Here is a 16,172-nt window from a genome sequence, read left to right as displayed (position 1 = left end):
CATGAGCCTGTCGCGCCCCTTCATCCTGCGGCCGGTGGCCACGCTGCTGCTGATGCTGGCGCTGCTGGTCGCCGGCGCCATCGCCTGGCGCCTGTTGCCGGTGGCGGCGCTGCCGCAGGTGGACTACCCCATCGTGCAGGTGTTCACCTTCCAGCCCGGCGCCAGCCCCGACGTGACGGCGCGCACCATCACCGCGCCGCTGGAACGCCGGCTGGGGCAGATTCCCAGCCTGAGGCAGATGTCGTCCACCAGCTCTGCCGGGGCCTCGGTCATCACGCTGCAGTTCACGCTCGATGCCGACCTGGCCGTGGCCGAACAGAACGTGCAGTCGGCGCTGAACACCGCTGCCAGCCTGCTGCCCACCGATCTGCCCGCGCCGCCCATCTACCGCAAGGTGAACCCGGCCGACGCACCCATCCTGACGCTGGCCATCACCTCGCCCACGCTGCCGCTGCACGAGGTGCACGAGCTGGTGGAAACGCGCGTGGCGCAGAAGCTGGCGCAGCTGTCGGGCGTGGGCATGGTCAGCCTGGCGGGCGGGCAGCGGCCGGCGCTGCGCGTGCAGGCCAACCCCACGGCGCTGGCCGCGCACGGTTTGAGCATGGAAGACCTGCGCACCGCCATCACCGGTGCCAACGCCAACCAGCCCAAGGGCAGCTTTGACGGCCCTTACCGCACCACTTTGCTGGACGCCAACGACCAGATCACATCGCCCGAGGCCTACCGCCAGTTGATCGTGGCCTGGCGCACGCCCAGCGGCAGCGTCGTCCCCGCGAATGCCCCAGCCGGGACGGCCAGCGCAACGGCCACTACTTCCACCGCCCTCGGCGCCCCCATTCGCCTGGGCGATGTGGCCACCATCGCCAGCGGCCCGGAAGACCGCTTTCTTGCCGCCTGGGCGAACCGCCAGCCGGCCGTGCTGCTGAACGTTCAGCGCCAGCCCGGCGCCAACGTGATCGAGGTGGCCGACCGCGTGCGCGCCCTGCTGCCGCAGCTCACCGCCACGCTACCCGCCGCCGTGGACGTCACCCTGCTCACCGACCGCACGCAGAGCATCCGCGCCTCGGTGCGCGACGTGCAGCTCGAGCTGGTGTTCGCCATCGGGCTGGTCGTGCTGGTCACTTTTCTTTTCCTGCGCAGCGCCACGGCCACCTTCATTCCTGGCGTGGTGGTGCCGCTGTCGCTGGTGGGCACCTTCGCGGTGATGTATTTGCTGGGCTTTTCGGTCAACAACCTGAGCCTGATGGCGCTGACCATCGCCACCGGCTTCGTGGTGGACGACGCCATCGTCATGCTGGAGAACATCGCCCGCCACCGCGAGGACGGCCTGCCGCCGATGCAGGCCGCGCTCAAGGGCGCGTCGGAGATCGGCTTCACGCTGGTGTCGCTCACCGTGTCGCTGGTGGCGGTGCTGATTCCGTTGCTCTTCATGCGCGACGTGGTGGGGCGCCTCTTTCACGAATTCGCGATGACGCTGGCGGTGGCCATCGGCATTTCGCTGCTGGTGTCCCTCACGCTCACGCCGATGATGAGCGCACGCCTGCTGAAAAAGCCTTTGCACCACGGCGGCTCCAACGGTTTCATGGACCGCGTCATGGTGCGCTACGGACAGGCCATCGACACGGTGCTGCGCCACCAGGGCCTCACACTGCTGGTCATGCTGGCCACGGTAGTACTGACCGGCCTGCTTTATCTCGTGGTGCCCAAAGGATTCTTTCCGGTGCAGGACAGCGGCGTGGTGCAGGTGGTGACCGAGGTGCCACCCGACAGCGCTTTCACCGTGGTGGCGCAGCGCCAGCAGGCGCTGGCCGATGCGCTGCTGCACGAGCCCGACGTGGCCAGCCTGTCGTCGTTCATCGGCGTCGACGGCAGCAATGCGTCGCTGGCCAGCGGGCGCATGCTGGTCAACCTGCGGCCGCACGGTAACCGCTCGGCCAGCGCCGCCGCCATTTTGGACGGCCTGCGCACGCGGGCCGCGCAGGTGCCGGGCATCACGGCGTGGTTCCAGCCGGTGCAAGAGCTGTCCATCGAAGACCGCGTGAGCCGCACCCAGTACCAGTTCACATTGACCACGCCCGATGCGGGCCTGCTGGACACCTGGGTGCCGCGTCTGGTCGAGCGCCTGCGCGCGCGCACCGAGCTGGCCGACGTGGCCAGCGACCTGCAGCAGCAGGGCCGCCAGGCGTACATCGACGTGGACCGGGACGCCGCCGCGCGCCTGGGCCTCACCGTGGCCCACATCGCTACCGCACTGCAGAACGCCTACGGCCAGCGCCAGGTGGCCACGCTCTTCACGCAGTCCACCCAATACCGCGTGGTGCTGGAGGTGGCACCCCAGCAGGCCTCCGGGCTCGATGCGCTGCAGACCACCTTCATCACCACACCCAGCGGGCGCAGCGTGCCGCTGGCGGCCGTGGCAAGCATATCGCAGCGGCCGGCGGCGCTACAGATATCGCAGCAGGGACAGTTCCCGGCCGCGACGGTGTCGTTCAACCTGGCCACGGGCTCGTCGCTGGGCGCGGCAGTGACAGCCATTGAAGCGGAGCTGAAAGCCACCGGTCTGCCGCCGCAGATCGAGACGCGCTTTCAGGGCGCGGCGGAGGCCTTCCGCGCGTCGCTTTCGAACACGCTGTGGCTGGTGCTTGCGGCGGTGGTCACCATGTACATCGTGCTGGGCGTGCTGTATGAAAGCACGATCCACCCCGTCACCATTCTGTCCACCTTGCCCTCGGCTGCGGTGGGCGCGCTGCTGGCGCTGCTGGTCAGCGGCCGGCCGCTGGACATGATTGCCGTGATCGGCATCGTGCTGCTGATCGGGCTGGTCAAGAAGAACGGCATCATGATGGTCGACTTCGCGCTCCATGCACAGCGCAGCCTGGGCCTGCCGGCCGAAGAGGCCATTCGCCGCGCCGCGCTGATGCGGCTGCGGCCCATTCTGATGACCACGCTGGCCGCGCTGGTGGGCGCCTTGCCGCTCATGCTGGCGGGCGGCTCCGGCGCCGAACTGCGCCAGCCGCTGGGCATCGTGATGGTGGGCGGGCTGCTGGTCAGCCAGGTGCTCACGCTCTTCACCACGCCCGTGGTGTATCTCTATTTCGACCGCCTGGCGCAGCGGCTGGCGCGCCGCCGGGCCGGCGCTGCGGGTAGCACCCAGGCCACGGCGGGATGAACCTGGCGCGCATCTTCATTCGCCGCCCGGTCGCCACCGGGTTGCTGGCGCTAGCCCTGGTGCTGGTGGGCCTGCTGGCGTGGCGGCAGTTGCCCGTGGCGCCGCTGCCGGAGGTGGACTACCCGGTGATCAAGGTGAACGCGCGGCTGCCCGGTGCCAGCCCTGAAAGCATGGCTGCCACCGTGGCCGCGCCGCTGGAACGCGCGCTGGGTGCCATTGCCGGCGTGCAAGCGATCACCTCTTCGAGCAACCAGGGCGCCACCGAAGTGCAACTGGAGTTCGAACTGGGCCGCGACCTGGAAGCCGCCGCACGCGACGTGCAGGCCGCGCTCAACGCCGTGCGCAGCCAGCTGCCCGCGGGCATGAAGAGCAACCCGGACTTTCGCAAGGTGCAGTCCACGCAGCGGGCCATCGTGGTGTTGGCGCTGTCGTCGCCGCACCTGCCGCCCTCCGCGCTGTACGACGCGGCCTCGACCATCCTGGCCCAGCGGCTCTCGCAGGTGCCCGGTGTGGCCGAGGTAACGGTGGGCGGTGCTTCGCTGCCTGCCGTGCGCGTGCAGCTCGATCCCGGCGCGCTGGCCCACCAGGGTGTGGCGCTGGACGAGGTGCGCACCGCCATCGTGCAGTCGGGCGCCGTGCAGCCGCTGGGCGCGGTGGAAGACGCTGGCCGGCGCTGGCAGCTGGCCATGCCCGAGGCGCCCGCCCGCGCGGCAGACTACGCGCCCCTGGTGGTGCGCCAGGTGGACGGTGCGCCGGTACACCTGGGGGACGTGGCCAAGGTGTCCGATTCCACCGAGAACCGCTACAGCCGGGGCTTTCACAACGACAAGGACGCGGTCATCGTGCAGGTGCGTCGCCAGCCGGGCGCCAACATCGTCGCCACCGTGGACGCCGTGCAGGCCCAGCTGCCTTACCTGCGCACGCTGATGCCCCCCGGTGCGCGCCTGGACATCGTGCTGGAGCGCTCGCGCGGCATCCGCGCCACGCTGCACGAAGCGCACTTCACCCTGGCCCTGTCGGTGGCGCTGGTGGTGGCCGTGGTCACCGCCTTCCTCGGCCGGTTGCGCACCGCGCTCATTCCCACCGTCGCCATTCCGGTGTCGCTGATCGGCACGTTCGCGTTCATGTACGTTGCGGGCTTCTCGCTGAACAACCTGTCGTTGATGGCGCTGATCGTGGCGGCCGGGCTGGTGGTGGACGACGCCATCGTGGTGCTGGAGAACGTGGAGCGCTACATCGAGCGCGGCTATTCGCCGTTGCGCGCGGCAATGCGCGGCGCGGGCGAGGTGGGCTTCACGCTGGTGGCGATGACGCTGGCGCTGGCCGTGGTGTTCATCTCCATCCTCTTCATGGGCGGGATCGTGCAGCGGCTCTTTCGCGAGTTCTCGCTCACCCTGACGGCAGCGGTGGTGATCTCGCTGGTGGTGTCGCTCACCGTGACACCGGTGCTGTGCGCCTACGGCCTGCAGGCCCGGCGTGCACGCACTGCCCGGGTGCGGCCGCCCGGCTGGCGCGAGCGGCTGGCGCACGCCAGCGCGCTGATGCTGGCCGACGTGCGCCATGCCTACGACCGCAGCCTGGGCTGGGCGCTGGCCCACGGCAGCATTGTTATGGTGGCGCTGGCGGGGGTGATCGCACTGAACGTGTGGCTCTACCAGTCGCTGCCCAAGATCATGATTCCGCGGCAGGACACGGGCGTGGTGCATGCCTTCATCCGCGGCGACGACGGCTTTTCGTTCCAGGTCATGCAACCCAAGATCGAGGCCTATCGCCGGCTCATCCTGCAAGACCCGGCGGTGGCGCATGTGGCCGGCACCAGCGGCGGCATCGGCAGCATCGCCAACAGCTTTCTCATCGTGAGCCTCAAACCCCTGGCCGAGCGCGGGGGCGAGCCCACGCAGGCGGTGGTCAACCGGCTGCGTGAACTGGCCCCGGCCGTGCCCGGCGGCGTGCTCAGCCCCAGCATCGAGCAGGACATCCGCATCGGCGGCGTGGGATTTGGCGAAGCCGAATCGAACGTGGTGCTGCGCTCGGGCGACGTGCGCTCGCTGCGCACCTGGGCGCGCAAGGTGTCGCTGGCCATGGCCGAGACGCCCGAATTCGCCGACGTGCAGACCGTGAGCGACGGCGGTGCGCAACAGGTGCTGCTGCAGATCGACCGCGAGGCGGCGAGACGCCTGGGGGTGAACATGCAGACCGTCGCCTCGGTGCTGAACAACTCGTTCTCGCAGCGGCAGGTGGCCACCCTGTACGACCGGCTCAACCAGTACCGCGTGGTCATGGAGGTGGACCCGCGCTGGACGGCCCAGCCCGAATCACTGAGCCAGGTGCAGGTGCTGACGGCGGCCGGCCAGCGAGTGCCGCTGTCGGCCTTTGCCAGCTGGCGCTACGGGCTGGCGGAAGACCAGGTGTTCCACGACGCACTGTTCGCATCGATGTACGTGGGCTACAGCCTGGCGCCGGGCGTCACGCAAGAGGCCGGGCGCCGCGCGCTCGATGCGGTAATGGACAAGGTGATGCTGCCCAGCCATGTGCACCTGGCCCCGTCCACGGCCGACACGGCCAATGACCGTGCCGTGCGCGCGCAGCCCTGGCTGGTGTTGGGCGTGATCCTGGCGGTGTACCTGGTGCTGGGCGTTCTGTATGAAAGCACGCTGCACCCCATCACCATCTTGTCGACCGTGCCGCCGGCAGGCGTGGGCGCGCTGCTGGCGCTGTGGGTCACCCACACGCCGTTCAGCCTGATGGCGCTGCTGGGCCTCTTTCTGCTGATCGGTGTGGTGATGAAGAACGCGATCTTGATGATCGACTTCGCGCTCGACGCGCAGCGCCGCGAGGGGCTGCCGCCGCACCAGGCCATCCGCCGCGCCGCCGCCCTGCGCCTGCGGCCCATTTTGATGACCAACCTGGCCGGCCTGCTGGGCGCGCTGCCGCTGGTGCTGGGCACGGGCGAAGGCTCCGAGCTGCGGCGCCCGCTGGGGCTGGCCATCGTCGGCGGGCTGGCCGTGAGCCAGCTGCTCACGCTCTACACCACGCCGGTGGTCTACCAGATTCTCGAACGCTGGCGCCAGCGCTGGATCCGTCCCGAAGCGGACGGCCCCGTACACGCCCCGCCGGCCCCGCTGACCGCACCCCACACGCCATGACGCCGCCTCGCCTTCCACTCTTTCGCGCCCTGCCCTGGCTGGCACTGCCCGCGCTGTCCGTTCTGGCTGGCTGCACCGCCGGCCCCGACTACCAGCGCCCCGCGCTGCAGACCCCCGCCGCCTTCCGCCACGACGCCGGCTGGAGCACCGTGCCCGCACCTGGCTCCACACCTGGCGCCGCGCCCGACACCGCCAGCTGGTCGCTGTTCGCCGACCCGGCGCTGCAGTCGCTGCTGGATGAATCGGGCCGCTCCAACCAGACCATCGCGCAGGCCGAAGCGCGCTTTCGGCAGGCACAGGCGCGGCTGGACGGCAACCGTGCCGACCGGCTGCCGCAGCTCACGGCCAACGCCGGCGCCACCCGGTCCGGCGGAGGTGGCGGTAGCAACAGCAGCAGCGACAACGACCGCAGCGCCGGCACCCGCTACAACGCCGGCCTGCAGCTGAGCTGGACGCCCGACCTGTGGGGCCGCGTGCGTCGCCTGGTCGAAGCCGGTCAGGCCGGCCTGCAGGCCAGCGCCGCCGACGTGGCGGGCGCACGCCTGGCCGTGCAGTCGCTGGCCGCGCAGGCCTACTTCCAACTGCGCATCATCGACCGGCAGAACGCGCTGCTGCAGCAGACGCTGGCGTCGTACGACCGGGCGCTGCAGCTCACGCGCAACCAGTACGACGCGGGCCTGGTGGCGCGGGCCGACGTCATTCAGTCGGAAACACAGCGTGAATCGTTGCGCGTGCAGATCTTTGAATTGGCCCGCGTGCGCACGCAGACCGAGCATGCCGTCGCCGTACTGCTGGGCCGCGCGCCCGGCGACTGGCAGCTGGCGCCCGAAGGCGGCTTTGCGCTGTCGCTGCCGGCCGTGCCCGGCACGCTGCCTTCCACCCTGTTGCTGCGCCGGCCCGACGTGGTGGTGGCCGAGCGGCAGGTGGCCGCCGCCAACGCCGCCATCGGCGTGGCGCAGAGCGCGTGGTGGCCCGACCTGACGCTGTCGGCCAGCGCGGGCGGCAACGCAAGCCAGTTGGCGCGGCTGCTGGACACGCCCTCGCGTGTCTGGTCGCTGGGCCCCACGCTGGCAGCCACGCTGTTCGACGGCGGCCGCCGCGCCGCGCTGACTGCCGAGGCGCAGGCCCAGTACGACGAGCGCGTGGCCGCTTACCGCCAGAGCGCGCTGGTGGCATGGCAAGAGGTGGAAGACGCGCTCTCCGGCCTGCTGTCGCTGGCAGGCCAGGCGGCACAGCAGCAACGCCTGGTCGCGCTGGCGCAAGAGAACGAACGCGTGGTCACCAACCGCTACCGCGAAGGCCTGGTGAACTTTCTGGAGCTGAGTACCGCGCAGAACCTCACCTACACCAGCCAGCGCGCTGCGCTCGAAACCCTGGGGCTGCAACTGGCCACACAGGTGCGGCTGGTGGCAGCGCTGGGCGGCGGGTGGACTCCCTGAGTCAGAGCCCACAGCCGCGGCAGATTTATAGCCTTTTAGGCCTCTGGCGCTCTATTCATAAGCGCCATCAGCTATTAATTTAATAGCAAAAAGAAAATGCAGCGTACAACGAAAAAAGGGCACCTTGCGGTGCCCTTTTCTTCTTGCCGGCGATGGACGCCCGGCGAGTGGATCGCCTGGATCAGTAGTAGCGGCGGACGTTGTCCACGGCCATGCCGTTCATCGCGCGGCTCAGGTCGGCCATGATGCGGGCGTCGTGCAGAGCGGCGTTCCAGGTGCGCTCGTCTTCTTCCTGGCGGCGCAGCGCTTCGGTCCAGCGGCCATACTGTGCGCGCAGGCTGGCGGCAACGCCGCGTGCAGGGCCGGCCAACAGGGCGAGGGCAACGAAGGCAACCATCCACAACACCATCCAGGCAGCCAGCAGGTGGCCTTCGCCCCAGGTGTCAATGACCTGGTTGGCCACGACCATCAAAGACGCCACCAGGGCGGCGAGCAGCAGGGACGCACCGGCGCGGGCACCGCTGAAGTGGGTGAAAGCGCCCTTGAGCGAGGCGAAGGCGTTTTCTGCGCGTGCCACGCCAGGATGTTCGGTGCGATAGTCGATTTGGATGAAGCTGGACATGATGTGAAACCCTTTGTAAGCCGCTTGTGGCGAGATTGCCGGGCTGATGGGGTGAATCTTAGGGTTTACCCCAGAACGATTCCACTTTATATTTTGAATCCCAGTCATTCACACCAGTGATGATTCAACCATGCAGCCGCTGAACTTCCGCACGTTCGATCTGAATCTGCTGCGCGTCTTCGACGCGGTGATGTCCGAGCGCAACCTCACCCGCGCCGCAGAGACGCTGTCTCTCACTCAGCCGGCCGTCAGCAATGCACTGCGCCGGCTGCGCGATGCGCTGGGCGACGAGCTGCTGGTGCGCAGCGGCCAGGGCGTGGAACCCACCCCACGCGCCCTGGCGCTGTGGCCGGCGGTGCGCGCGGCATTGGCGCAATTACAACAGTCGCTGGCGCCGGGCGCCTTCGAACCGGCCACCGCCAACACCACTTTCGTGCTGGCCATGGCGGACGCGACGGGCGCCACCTTGATCCCGCCGCTGGTGGACATCGTGCAGCGGGAGGCGCCCGGCGTGTCGCTGCGCGTGGTGCCGCTCACCACCCGCGACCCGCGCCGCCTGCTCGACGACGAGGCGGCCGACATGGCGGTAGGCTACTTTCCTGCCGTGATGGCCGACCTGACGGCGCGCGCGCAGTCGGGCAACCTGGTGGCGTACGAAAGCACGCGGCTCTACGACGGCGAATACGTCTGCGTGATGCGGCAGGGCCACCCGCTGGCGCAGGTGCCGCTCACGCTCGACCGCTTCTGCGCCGCACGCCATTTGCTGGTGAGCTTTTCGGGCAGGCCGTACGGCTTCATCGACGAGGCGCTCACCGCGCTGGGGCGTGAGCGCCGCATCGTTCTCACCGTGAACCAGTTCTTCACCGCCGGCCGGGTAGTGGCCGCCAGCGACCTGCTGACCGTGCTTCCCCGCCACTTCGTGGGCGTCGCCAGCCTGAAGGACGAACTGGTCTGGCGGCAGTTGCCCATGCCGCTGCCGACCGTGCACGTCGATGCGCTCTGGCACCGCAGCCGCCGGCACGACCCGGCCCACCGCTGGCTGCGCCAGGCCATGGAGCAGTCGGGCTTGCGCAGCGGTGCGCCGCACGAGTCGGTGGCGCCGCCACAATCGCACGAATGAAGATTCAACTCCTGTCCGACCTGCACCTGGAGACGCACCCGCACTTCACCGCCACGCCCGCCCCCGGTGCCGACGTGCTGGTGCTGGCCGGCGACATCGGCTCCTACCAGGAAGGCACCATGCTGGCGGACGACGACTTTGGCCTGGCCCGCTTTTCGCCGCTGCCGCAATACGCGGGCTGGCCGGTGCCGGTGCTCTTCGTGCCCGGCAACCACGAATACGACGCGCAAGATTTTGACGCCGCGCACGCGCGCCTGCGCAGTACCTGCGAGCGGCTCGGCATCGTATGGCTGGAACGCGAGACGGTGCTGCTGCAAGGCGTGCGCTTCGTCGGCACCACGCTCTGGAGCGACTTCGACGCGCTGGCCGACAACGAGGGCAACCCCGACACCACGCGCCGCCTGCGCCACCGTGACAAGGCGTTTCGCGCCGCCAATTTCTACTTGCGCAAGACCGGCGGCACCCGCGCGGGCGAGCCGTTTCTGGCCGAGCCGATGCGCGAGGAATCGCTCGCTTGCCAGACCTGGCTGCGCACGGCGCTGGCCGAGCCCTGGGCGGGCGGCCCGACCGTGGTCGTCACCCACTTCGCGCCCAGCCTGCTCAGCGCCGACCCGCGCTATGGCCTTGTGCCCGGCACCGCCGGCTTTTGCAATGCGCTCGACGAGCTCCTGCCGCACGCCGACCTGTGGCTGCACGGCCATCTGCACGCCCCCAGCGACTACACGGTGCAGGGCGCGCGCGCCGATGGCTCGCCCTGGCGCTGTCGCGTGGTCGCCAACCCGCTGGGCTATGCCCGCAAAGGCGAGCAGGTGTCCTTCAAGCCGCAGGCAACCGTGACCGTATGATCGCCTTGCGCCCAGAACAAAGATGACCCAGGTCAAGACAACAGCCACGAGCGCGGATTAGTCTGACATTTCACTTTCTGGAGTCATCGCATGAACATCCTCCTCGCCGTCGACGGCAGCCCCTACACCAAGAAGATGCTGGCCTACCTGGCCACGCACGAAGAACTCCTGGCTGGCACCCACACCTTCACAGCCGTCACCGTGCAGCCCCAGCTGCCACCCCGTGCGCGCGCCGCACTGGGCAAGGAAGCCGTGGACAAGTACTACGCCGAAGAAGGAGAGAAGGTCATCGCTCCGGTGGGCAAGTTCCTGGGCCGCCACGGCGTGCAGATCAAGAACGTGGTGAAGGTCGGCCCCGTGGGCGAGACCATCGCCAAGGTGGCTGATTCGGGCAAGTACGACCTGCTGGTGATGGGCACGCACGGCCACGGCGCGCTGGGCAAGCTGGTGATGGGCTCGGTCAGCACGCAGGTGCTGGCCAACAGCACGGTGCCGGTGCTGCTGGTGCGCTGACGCGCTGGCGCTGCGCCCCGCAGCCATGCGGGGCAGGCTTCAGGGCCGTGCTGCCAGGCCCGACAGGCAGCTTTCCGTCGCCCATCCGACGATCTGCGCGTCGGTGTAGGTGCCGCGCTCGCGCAGCATCGTCAACATGGGGTCCGCGCATCGCGCGAACAACGCGCACGAGACCACATCGGGCGGCAACGCGGGATTGATCTGCCCGGCCGCCTGGGCCTGCTCGATCCAGTCGATCACCAACGCACTCACTTCCTGCAACGATGTCTGATACGCCTCGCAGGTCTTGAGCGGCCCGGCCAGCCCGGAGTTGCGGCTCAGCATGAGCGGCATCTCGTCGGTCAGCTGCAGCTCCAATGACCAGCGCAGCAAGGCACGCAGCCGCTCCAGCGGCGCCAGGCTGGCGGGCACGCCCTGCAGAAAGCGATCCACCCGCTCCACCACATGCACCATGGCGGCAGCGCACAGTTCGTCCTTGCCGGCAAAGTGCTTGTACAGGCTGGCCTTGGCAATGCCAACCGCGCCGGCCACTTCGTCCACCGTCATGGCCTCGAAGCCTTTTTCGCCCATCAGGCGGCTGGCGGCAGTGACGATCGCTTCCTCACGCGCCTGATGCATCTGCTCCTTGAAAGAGGGGCGGGGCTGCGGGATATTCATCGGGCCGATCTTATCGATAGGCCGCGCCGGCACAGCAGCAAGACCCCACGGGCAAACCCGCGTTGTTGCATGGCCGTCACGCGGGCGGCGCGTCCGGCCGGGGTCAGCCGGCCTGGGTCAGCGCGCGCGCGGCGGCGTTGGTCAGCGCGTCGGTCAGCGCATCCAGCACCTCCGACTCCAGGTTCCAGCAGTGCCAGTACAGCTGCACGGGCAGCGTGTGGCCGGCAGCCAGGTCCACCAGCCGGCCATCGGCCAGCAGCGGGCGGGCCAGCAACTCGGGCACCACGCTCACGCCCCAGCCTGCGGCCACGGCGCGCACCTGGCCTTCGGAGCTGGGTACGAACAGCTGGTTTAACGCCACGCGCTTCAAGCCAAAGGTGCGGGCCACAAATTCGGCCTGCAGGTCGTCCTTGCGGTTGAAGGCGATGAAGGTGACGTCGCGAAAGTTATGCGCCGTCAGGCCCTGCGGCAGATAGCGGTTGGCCAGGTCCGGCGCGGCTACGGCCACGTAGCGCATGGCGCCCAGCGGTACCACCTTGCAGCCGCGCAGCGCGTTCTTCAGCGTGGTGACGCAGCCCAGCACCTGGCCAGAGCGCAGCCATTCCTGCGTGAAGTCTTGGTCGTCCGCGATGATTTCCAGCGGCAGGCGCTGGCGCACCAGGTCGCGCAGCGCGTCCAGCGCCCAGGTGGCGATGCTGTCGGCGTTGATCGCAATGGAGATGCGCTCGTCCTCGCGTCCGCTGCCCTGTGCGCTAGGTGCCAGCTCCTGCAGGTCACGCTCCAGGTCGGCGCGCAGCAAGCGCAGCTGTTTGGTGTGCTTGAGCAGCAACTGCCCGGCGCTGGTGGGTTTGAGCGGGCGGCTGCGCACGATCAGCACCGAGCCGACCTGCGCCTCCAGCGCGCGCAGGCGCTGCGATACGGCGGACTGGGTCACATTCAGGCGCTGCGCGGCGCGCTCGAAACCGCCTTCTTCCACGATGGCGGCCAGGCATTCCAGGGCGGCGGGGTCGTAGGTGCTCATTAGATTGTTCAATAAGACTAACTGATGAAACTGGAGCAAGTTTAATTTTGCTTTTAATTCGCCGCAACGCGCAGCACACTGCCCAGCCATGAAAACCATCGTTCTCGGCGCCGGCATCATCGGCATTTCCACCGCATGGCACCTGGCTGAGCGCGGCCATGACGTCACCGTTGTCGACCGCCAACCCGACGCGGCGCTGGAGACGAGTTTTGCCAACGCGGCGCAGATCTCGGTCAGCTACTGCGAGCCCTGGGCCAACCGCGACGCACCCTGGAAGGCGCTGAAATGGATGTTCGACAAGGAGGCGCCGCTGCTGTTTCGCCCGCAGCTCGACCTGGAGCAATGGCGCTGGGGCCTGAAGTTCCTGGCGCAGTGCAATGACGCGGCCTTCGAGCGCAACGTGCAGCAGATCGTGGCCCTGGGCGCGTACAGCCACGCCGCGCTGAAAGACGTGGTGCGCGCCACCGGCATCGAATATGAGCGGCTGGAGCGCGGCATTGCGCACTTCTACACCGACCAGCAATCATTCGACGCCGCCGGCCACGCGGTCGAGGTGATGCGCCGCCACGGCGTGCAGCGCCGCCTGGTCAGCCGTGACGAACTGCTGCAGATCGAGCCCGCCTTTCGCGCCTATGGCGACCGGATCACCGGCGGCACCTACACCAGCACCGACGAGAGCGGCGACGCGCGCGTCTTCACGCAGCAACTGGCCCGCCGCTGCGCGGAGCGCGGCGTGCAGTTTCTCTACGGCCACGACGTGGTGCGGCTGAACCAGGCAGGTGACGCTATCGAATCAGTAGCTATCAGCGCTCGCCCATCAAGCGCTAGAGGCCAAAAAGACCCTGAAACCCGCAACCTCACGGCCGACGCCGTCGTGGTGGCCTGCGGCTCGTACAGCGCGCCGCTGCTGCGCACCGTGGGCGTGCACCTGCCGATCTACCCCGGCAAGGGCTACAGCGCCACCTTTCCGCTGCTCCAACCCGAAGGCGCGCCCATGGTTTCGACCATCGACGACGGCAAGAAGATCGCCATGAGCCGGCTGGGCAACTTCCTGCGCGTGGCGGGCACCATCGAGCTGGGCGGCTACGACCTGTCGCTGGACAGCCCGCTAGCCCGCGCGCGCTGCCACATGCTGTCGCGCCGCATCGAAGAGATACTGCCCGGCGTATGCGACACCCGCACGCTCGAGCAAGGCGGCAACCCGCAGTACTGGACGGGCCTGCGCCCGGCCACGCCCACCAACATCCCGTTCATCGGCCGCACCAAAGTCGGCAAGCTGTGGGTGAACGCCGGCCACGGCACGCTGGGCTGGACGCATGGCGCGGGCTCAGGCAAGGCGATGGCCGAGCTCATCAGCGGCGAGCAGCCGGCGATGGCTTTCGGCTTTCTGGGCATGGATTCGCCGGTGCGGGGCCGCTCCGTCACGCCCCTGGCCGCCTGAGCCATCGCTTGATCCGTCGCCTGACCCACCGACCTCACACAGCGCGCGGCCCCGGCACGCCGTCGTCCACCACGAAGCGCGCCTGCGTCGACACACCGCTGTCTTCCCGCGTCACGTCGTCCACCACCCGCAGCGTGGTGGTCCAGCGCTCGGGCGTCACCTCCGCCACCGCGTAGCCGCGCTGATCGGGCCTCGCCAGCAGGATGTGCGGGTTGCGGCGCACGGTCTGCTGTGCACGCTCAGGCGGCACATTGCTGACCGAGGAGATCGACGTGCCGCAGAACTCGCTGCCGATCACGGGCGAGCCGGGGTCTGAGAAGTCGGCCAGCACACGGCAGACGCAGTTCTGGTGGATGTCGCCGCCGACGAACACGGTGTTGCGCGGCCGGGCGCTGCGCACCGCATCCAGCACGCGCTGGCGGCTGGCGGGGTAGCCGCCCCAGGTGTCGCTGCTGAAGCTCTCTTGCGGCGCTTGCCGGCTGTTGCGCTGCGAGAAAAGAGTCTGCTGCGCCAGCACGCTCCAACGCACGCCGCTGGCCGCATCCTGCGCGATGCCCTGTGCCAGCCAACGCTCCTGCTGCGCGCCCAGCATGGAACGGGCCGGATCGCGCAGTTCGGCGCAGCGCTGCGGCGACACGGGCCCTTCCGATGCGCTGCCAGGCGCGCGGCAGGCCTGCCGGTCGCGGTACTGGCGCGTGTCCAGCACATGGACGTTCATCAGCGGCCCCCACGCATGGCGTTCATGCACGCGCACCGCGTCCAGCGTGCCCAGCCCGGCAAGCCCGCGCTGCAGCGCCGATGCACGCAGCGGCATGTTTTCATAGAACGCCTGGTAGCCGGCATTGCGCCGCACCAGAAAGTCGCCCGCCGCGCCGATGCCGCCCAGGCCCGCGTAGTCGTTCTGCACCTCATGGTCGTCCCAGGTGACGATCCACGGGCAGGCGCGATGCGCGGCCTGCAGGTGTTCGTCAGTGCGGTAGAGCGCGTAGCGGTCGCGGAAGTCAGCCAGCGTTGCCGCTACGGGCAGCGTGTGCGTGCGCACCAGCGCCGTGGCGGGCGGCTTCCTGGGCATGGCGTATTCGTAGATGTAGTCGCCCAGAAACAGCACCAGATCGAGCTCTTCGTCGAGCAGGTGGCGGTAGGCGGCGTAGTGGCCCTGCTCCCAGCGCTGGCACGAGGCGAAGGCAAAGCGCGTCTTCGGCGGCATCGCGTCGGCCGCCGGTGCGGTGCGCGTGCGGGCCGTGCGCGTGACGGCGTCGCCATGCATGAAGCGGTAGAAGTACCAGCGGCCCGGCGCAAGGCCCGTCACCTCCACGTGCACGGCGTGCCCCAGCAGGGCCAGCGCCTGAGCCTGGCCGCTGCGCACGATGCGGCGGAAGGCGTCGTCCTCGGCCACCTCCCAGCGCACTGTCAGCGCATCGGGCAGCACGCCGCGTGGCGAGTCGAAGGGCACGCTGCCCGGCACCGGGCCGTCCAGCAGGCGCGTCCACAGCACGAATCCGTCGGCAGAAGGCGCGCCACTGGCAACGCCCAGCGGGAACAGATTGCGCTGGCGCACCGTGGCCGACCAGCCCCAGCGCGGCAGCGACGTGGCAACGGCGGCTGCCGTGGCCAGGCGGATGAGTTCGCGGCGATGCATGGCGGGCTCCTTGAACGGACGGGCGCCGGATTGTGGCCCGGACTGACATCACCCGCATCGACCCGCAGGTTGGTCTGCCATCGCCATGCAAGAAGCGGCAGCGGACGGGATAATTGCGCCTTACGGCGATCAGCGCCTCCCTGGACTTCTTGCACCGAAATGACAACTGATTTGAAAAGATTGCTGGCCGCTCGCGCCGAGCTGGAAGCAAAGATTGCGCAGGCCCGCAGCACCGAGGCCAAGGATGCGCTCGCGCAGATCCACGCGTGGGTGGAAGAATTCGGATTCACCGCGCAGCAGGTGTTCCCCTGGAAGGCCCCGACCACCAAGAAGGTCGCGGCCAAGTACCTGGACGAAAAATCGGGCGCCACCTGGACCGGCCGTGGCAAGCCGCCGGCCTGGATACAGGGCAAGGACCGCGCAGCGTTCCTGATCGAGAAGCCCACGCAACAGCCGGAATACCGCGCTCCACTGCTGGCCGAGATGGCAGCGGCAGCACATCGCAACCAGCGCCGGTAACGCGCGCACCGGGCCTCGCAGGCCTGCTTCCCACGACCTGC

At 69.0% G+C, this 16,172-nt stretch carries 12 protein-coding genes; 8 read left to right on the top strand and 4 right to left on the bottom strand.

What is annotated here, in order from left to right; all coding sequences use genetic code 11:
- Position 1 precedes the first annotated feature (1 nt).
- The 3 genes from RQI28_RS14345 to RQI28_RS14335 are packed head-to-tail and all read left to right on the top strand — an operon-like array spanning position 2 to position 7,754.
- Positions 2–3,169: an efflux RND transporter permease subunit gene (locus RQI28_RS14345; protein WP_311223343.1), complete on the top strand. Its 3,168-nt coding sequence runs from the start codon at positions 2–4 to the stop codon at positions 3,167–3,169.
- A complete protein-coding gene (locus RQI28_RS14340) occupies positions 3,166–6,315 on the top strand; it encodes an efflux RND transporter permease subunit (protein WP_311223342.1) in 3,150 nt (1,049 codons plus the stop codon). The genes RQI28_RS14345 and RQI28_RS14340 overlap by 4 nt, the downstream gene beginning before the upstream one ends.
- Positions 6,312–7,754 carry an efflux transporter outer membrane subunit gene (locus RQI28_RS14335; protein WP_311223341.1) on the top strand — a complete coding sequence of 481 codons (1,443 nt, stop codon included), beginning with the start codon at positions 6,312–6,314 and terminating at the stop codon, positions 7,752–7,754. Before RQI28_RS14340 ends, RQI28_RS14335 begins: the two co-directional genes overlap by 4 nt.
- A 181-nt stretch (positions 7,755–7,935) precedes the next feature.
- Here RQI28_RS14335 and RQI28_RS14330 read toward each other — a convergent pair whose 3' ends face one another.
- A complete protein-coding gene (locus RQI28_RS14330) occupies positions 7,936–8,376 on the bottom strand; it encodes a hypothetical protein (RefSeq protein ID WP_311223340.1) in 441 nt (146 codons plus the stop codon).
- Positions 8,377–8,506: 130 nt separating this feature from the next.
- Here RQI28_RS14330 and RQI28_RS14325 point away from each other — a divergent pair, with 130 nt between their 5' ends.
- The 3 genes from RQI28_RS14325 (at position 8,507) to RQI28_RS14315 (ending at position 10,854) form a co-directional block, all read left to right on the top strand.
- Positions 8,507–9,496, top strand: a complete 990-nt coding sequence (locus RQI28_RS14325; protein WP_311223339.1) for a LysR family transcriptional regulator — start codon at positions 8,507–8,509, stop codon at positions 9,494–9,496.
- Entirely contained in the window at positions 9,493–10,341 is an 849-nt protein-coding gene (locus RQI28_RS14320; RefSeq protein ID WP_311223338.1) for a metallophosphoesterase, read from the top strand. Before RQI28_RS14325 ends, RQI28_RS14320 begins: the two co-directional genes overlap by 4 nt.
- A gap of 90 nt (positions 10,342–10,431) precedes the next feature.
- The gene (locus tag RQI28_RS14315; protein WP_311223337.1) at positions 10,432–10,854 is read left to right on the top strand and encodes a universal stress protein; all 423 of its coding nucleotides are present in this window, start codon (positions 10,432–10,434) and stop codon (positions 10,852–10,854) included.
- 39 nt (positions 10,855–10,893) lie between these two features.
- Here the strand turns inward: RQI28_RS14315 and RQI28_RS14310 are convergent, their stop codons facing one another.
- Together RQI28_RS14310 and RQI28_RS14305 are read right to left on the bottom strand one after the other, a co-directional pair.
- Positions 10,894–11,511: a TetR/AcrR family transcriptional regulator gene (locus RQI28_RS14310; protein ID WP_311223336.1), complete on the bottom strand. Its 618-nt coding sequence runs from the start codon at positions 11,509–11,511 to the stop codon at positions 10,894–10,896.
- A gap of 103 nt (positions 11,512–11,614) precedes the next feature.
- Positions 11,615–12,532, bottom strand: a complete 918-nt coding sequence (locus RQI28_RS14305) for a LysR family transcriptional regulator ArgP (protein WP_311223335.1) — start codon at positions 12,530–12,532, stop codon at positions 11,615–11,617.
- A gap of 88 nt (positions 12,533–12,620) precedes the next feature.
- Here RQI28_RS14305 and RQI28_RS14300 point away from each other — a divergent pair, with 88 nt between their 5' ends.
- The gene (locus tag RQI28_RS14300) at positions 12,621–13,973 is read left to right on the top strand and encodes a D-amino acid dehydrogenase (protein ID WP_311223334.1); all 1,353 of its coding nucleotides are present in this window, start codon (positions 12,621–12,623) and stop codon (positions 13,971–13,973) included.
- Between the two features lie 34 nt (positions 13,974–14,007).
- Here RQI28_RS14300 and RQI28_RS14295 read toward each other — a convergent pair whose 3' ends face one another.
- Positions 14,008–15,612: an alkaline phosphatase D family protein gene (locus RQI28_RS14295; RefSeq protein WP_311223333.1), complete on the bottom strand. Its 1,605-nt coding sequence runs from the start codon at positions 15,610–15,612 to the stop codon at positions 14,008–14,010.
- Positions 15,613–15,771: 159 nt separating this feature from the next.
- On the opposite strand from RQI28_RS14295, the gene RQI28_RS14290 reads away from it, so the two are divergent.
- Positions 15,772–16,131, top strand: coding sequence for an H-NS histone family protein (locus RQI28_RS14290; RefSeq protein ID WP_311230434.1), 360 nt, complete (start codon positions 15,772–15,774; stop codon positions 16,129–16,131).
- Positions 16,132–16,172: the final 41 nt, after the last annotated feature.

This window comes from Acidovorax sp. WCS2018Noco2-16 (assembly GCF_031843945.1).
Classification (GTDB): Bacteria; Pseudomonadota; Gammaproteobacteria; order Burkholderiales; family Burkholderiaceae_C; genus Paracidovorax.
This window is presented reverse-complemented; position numbering and strand designations above follow the sequence as displayed.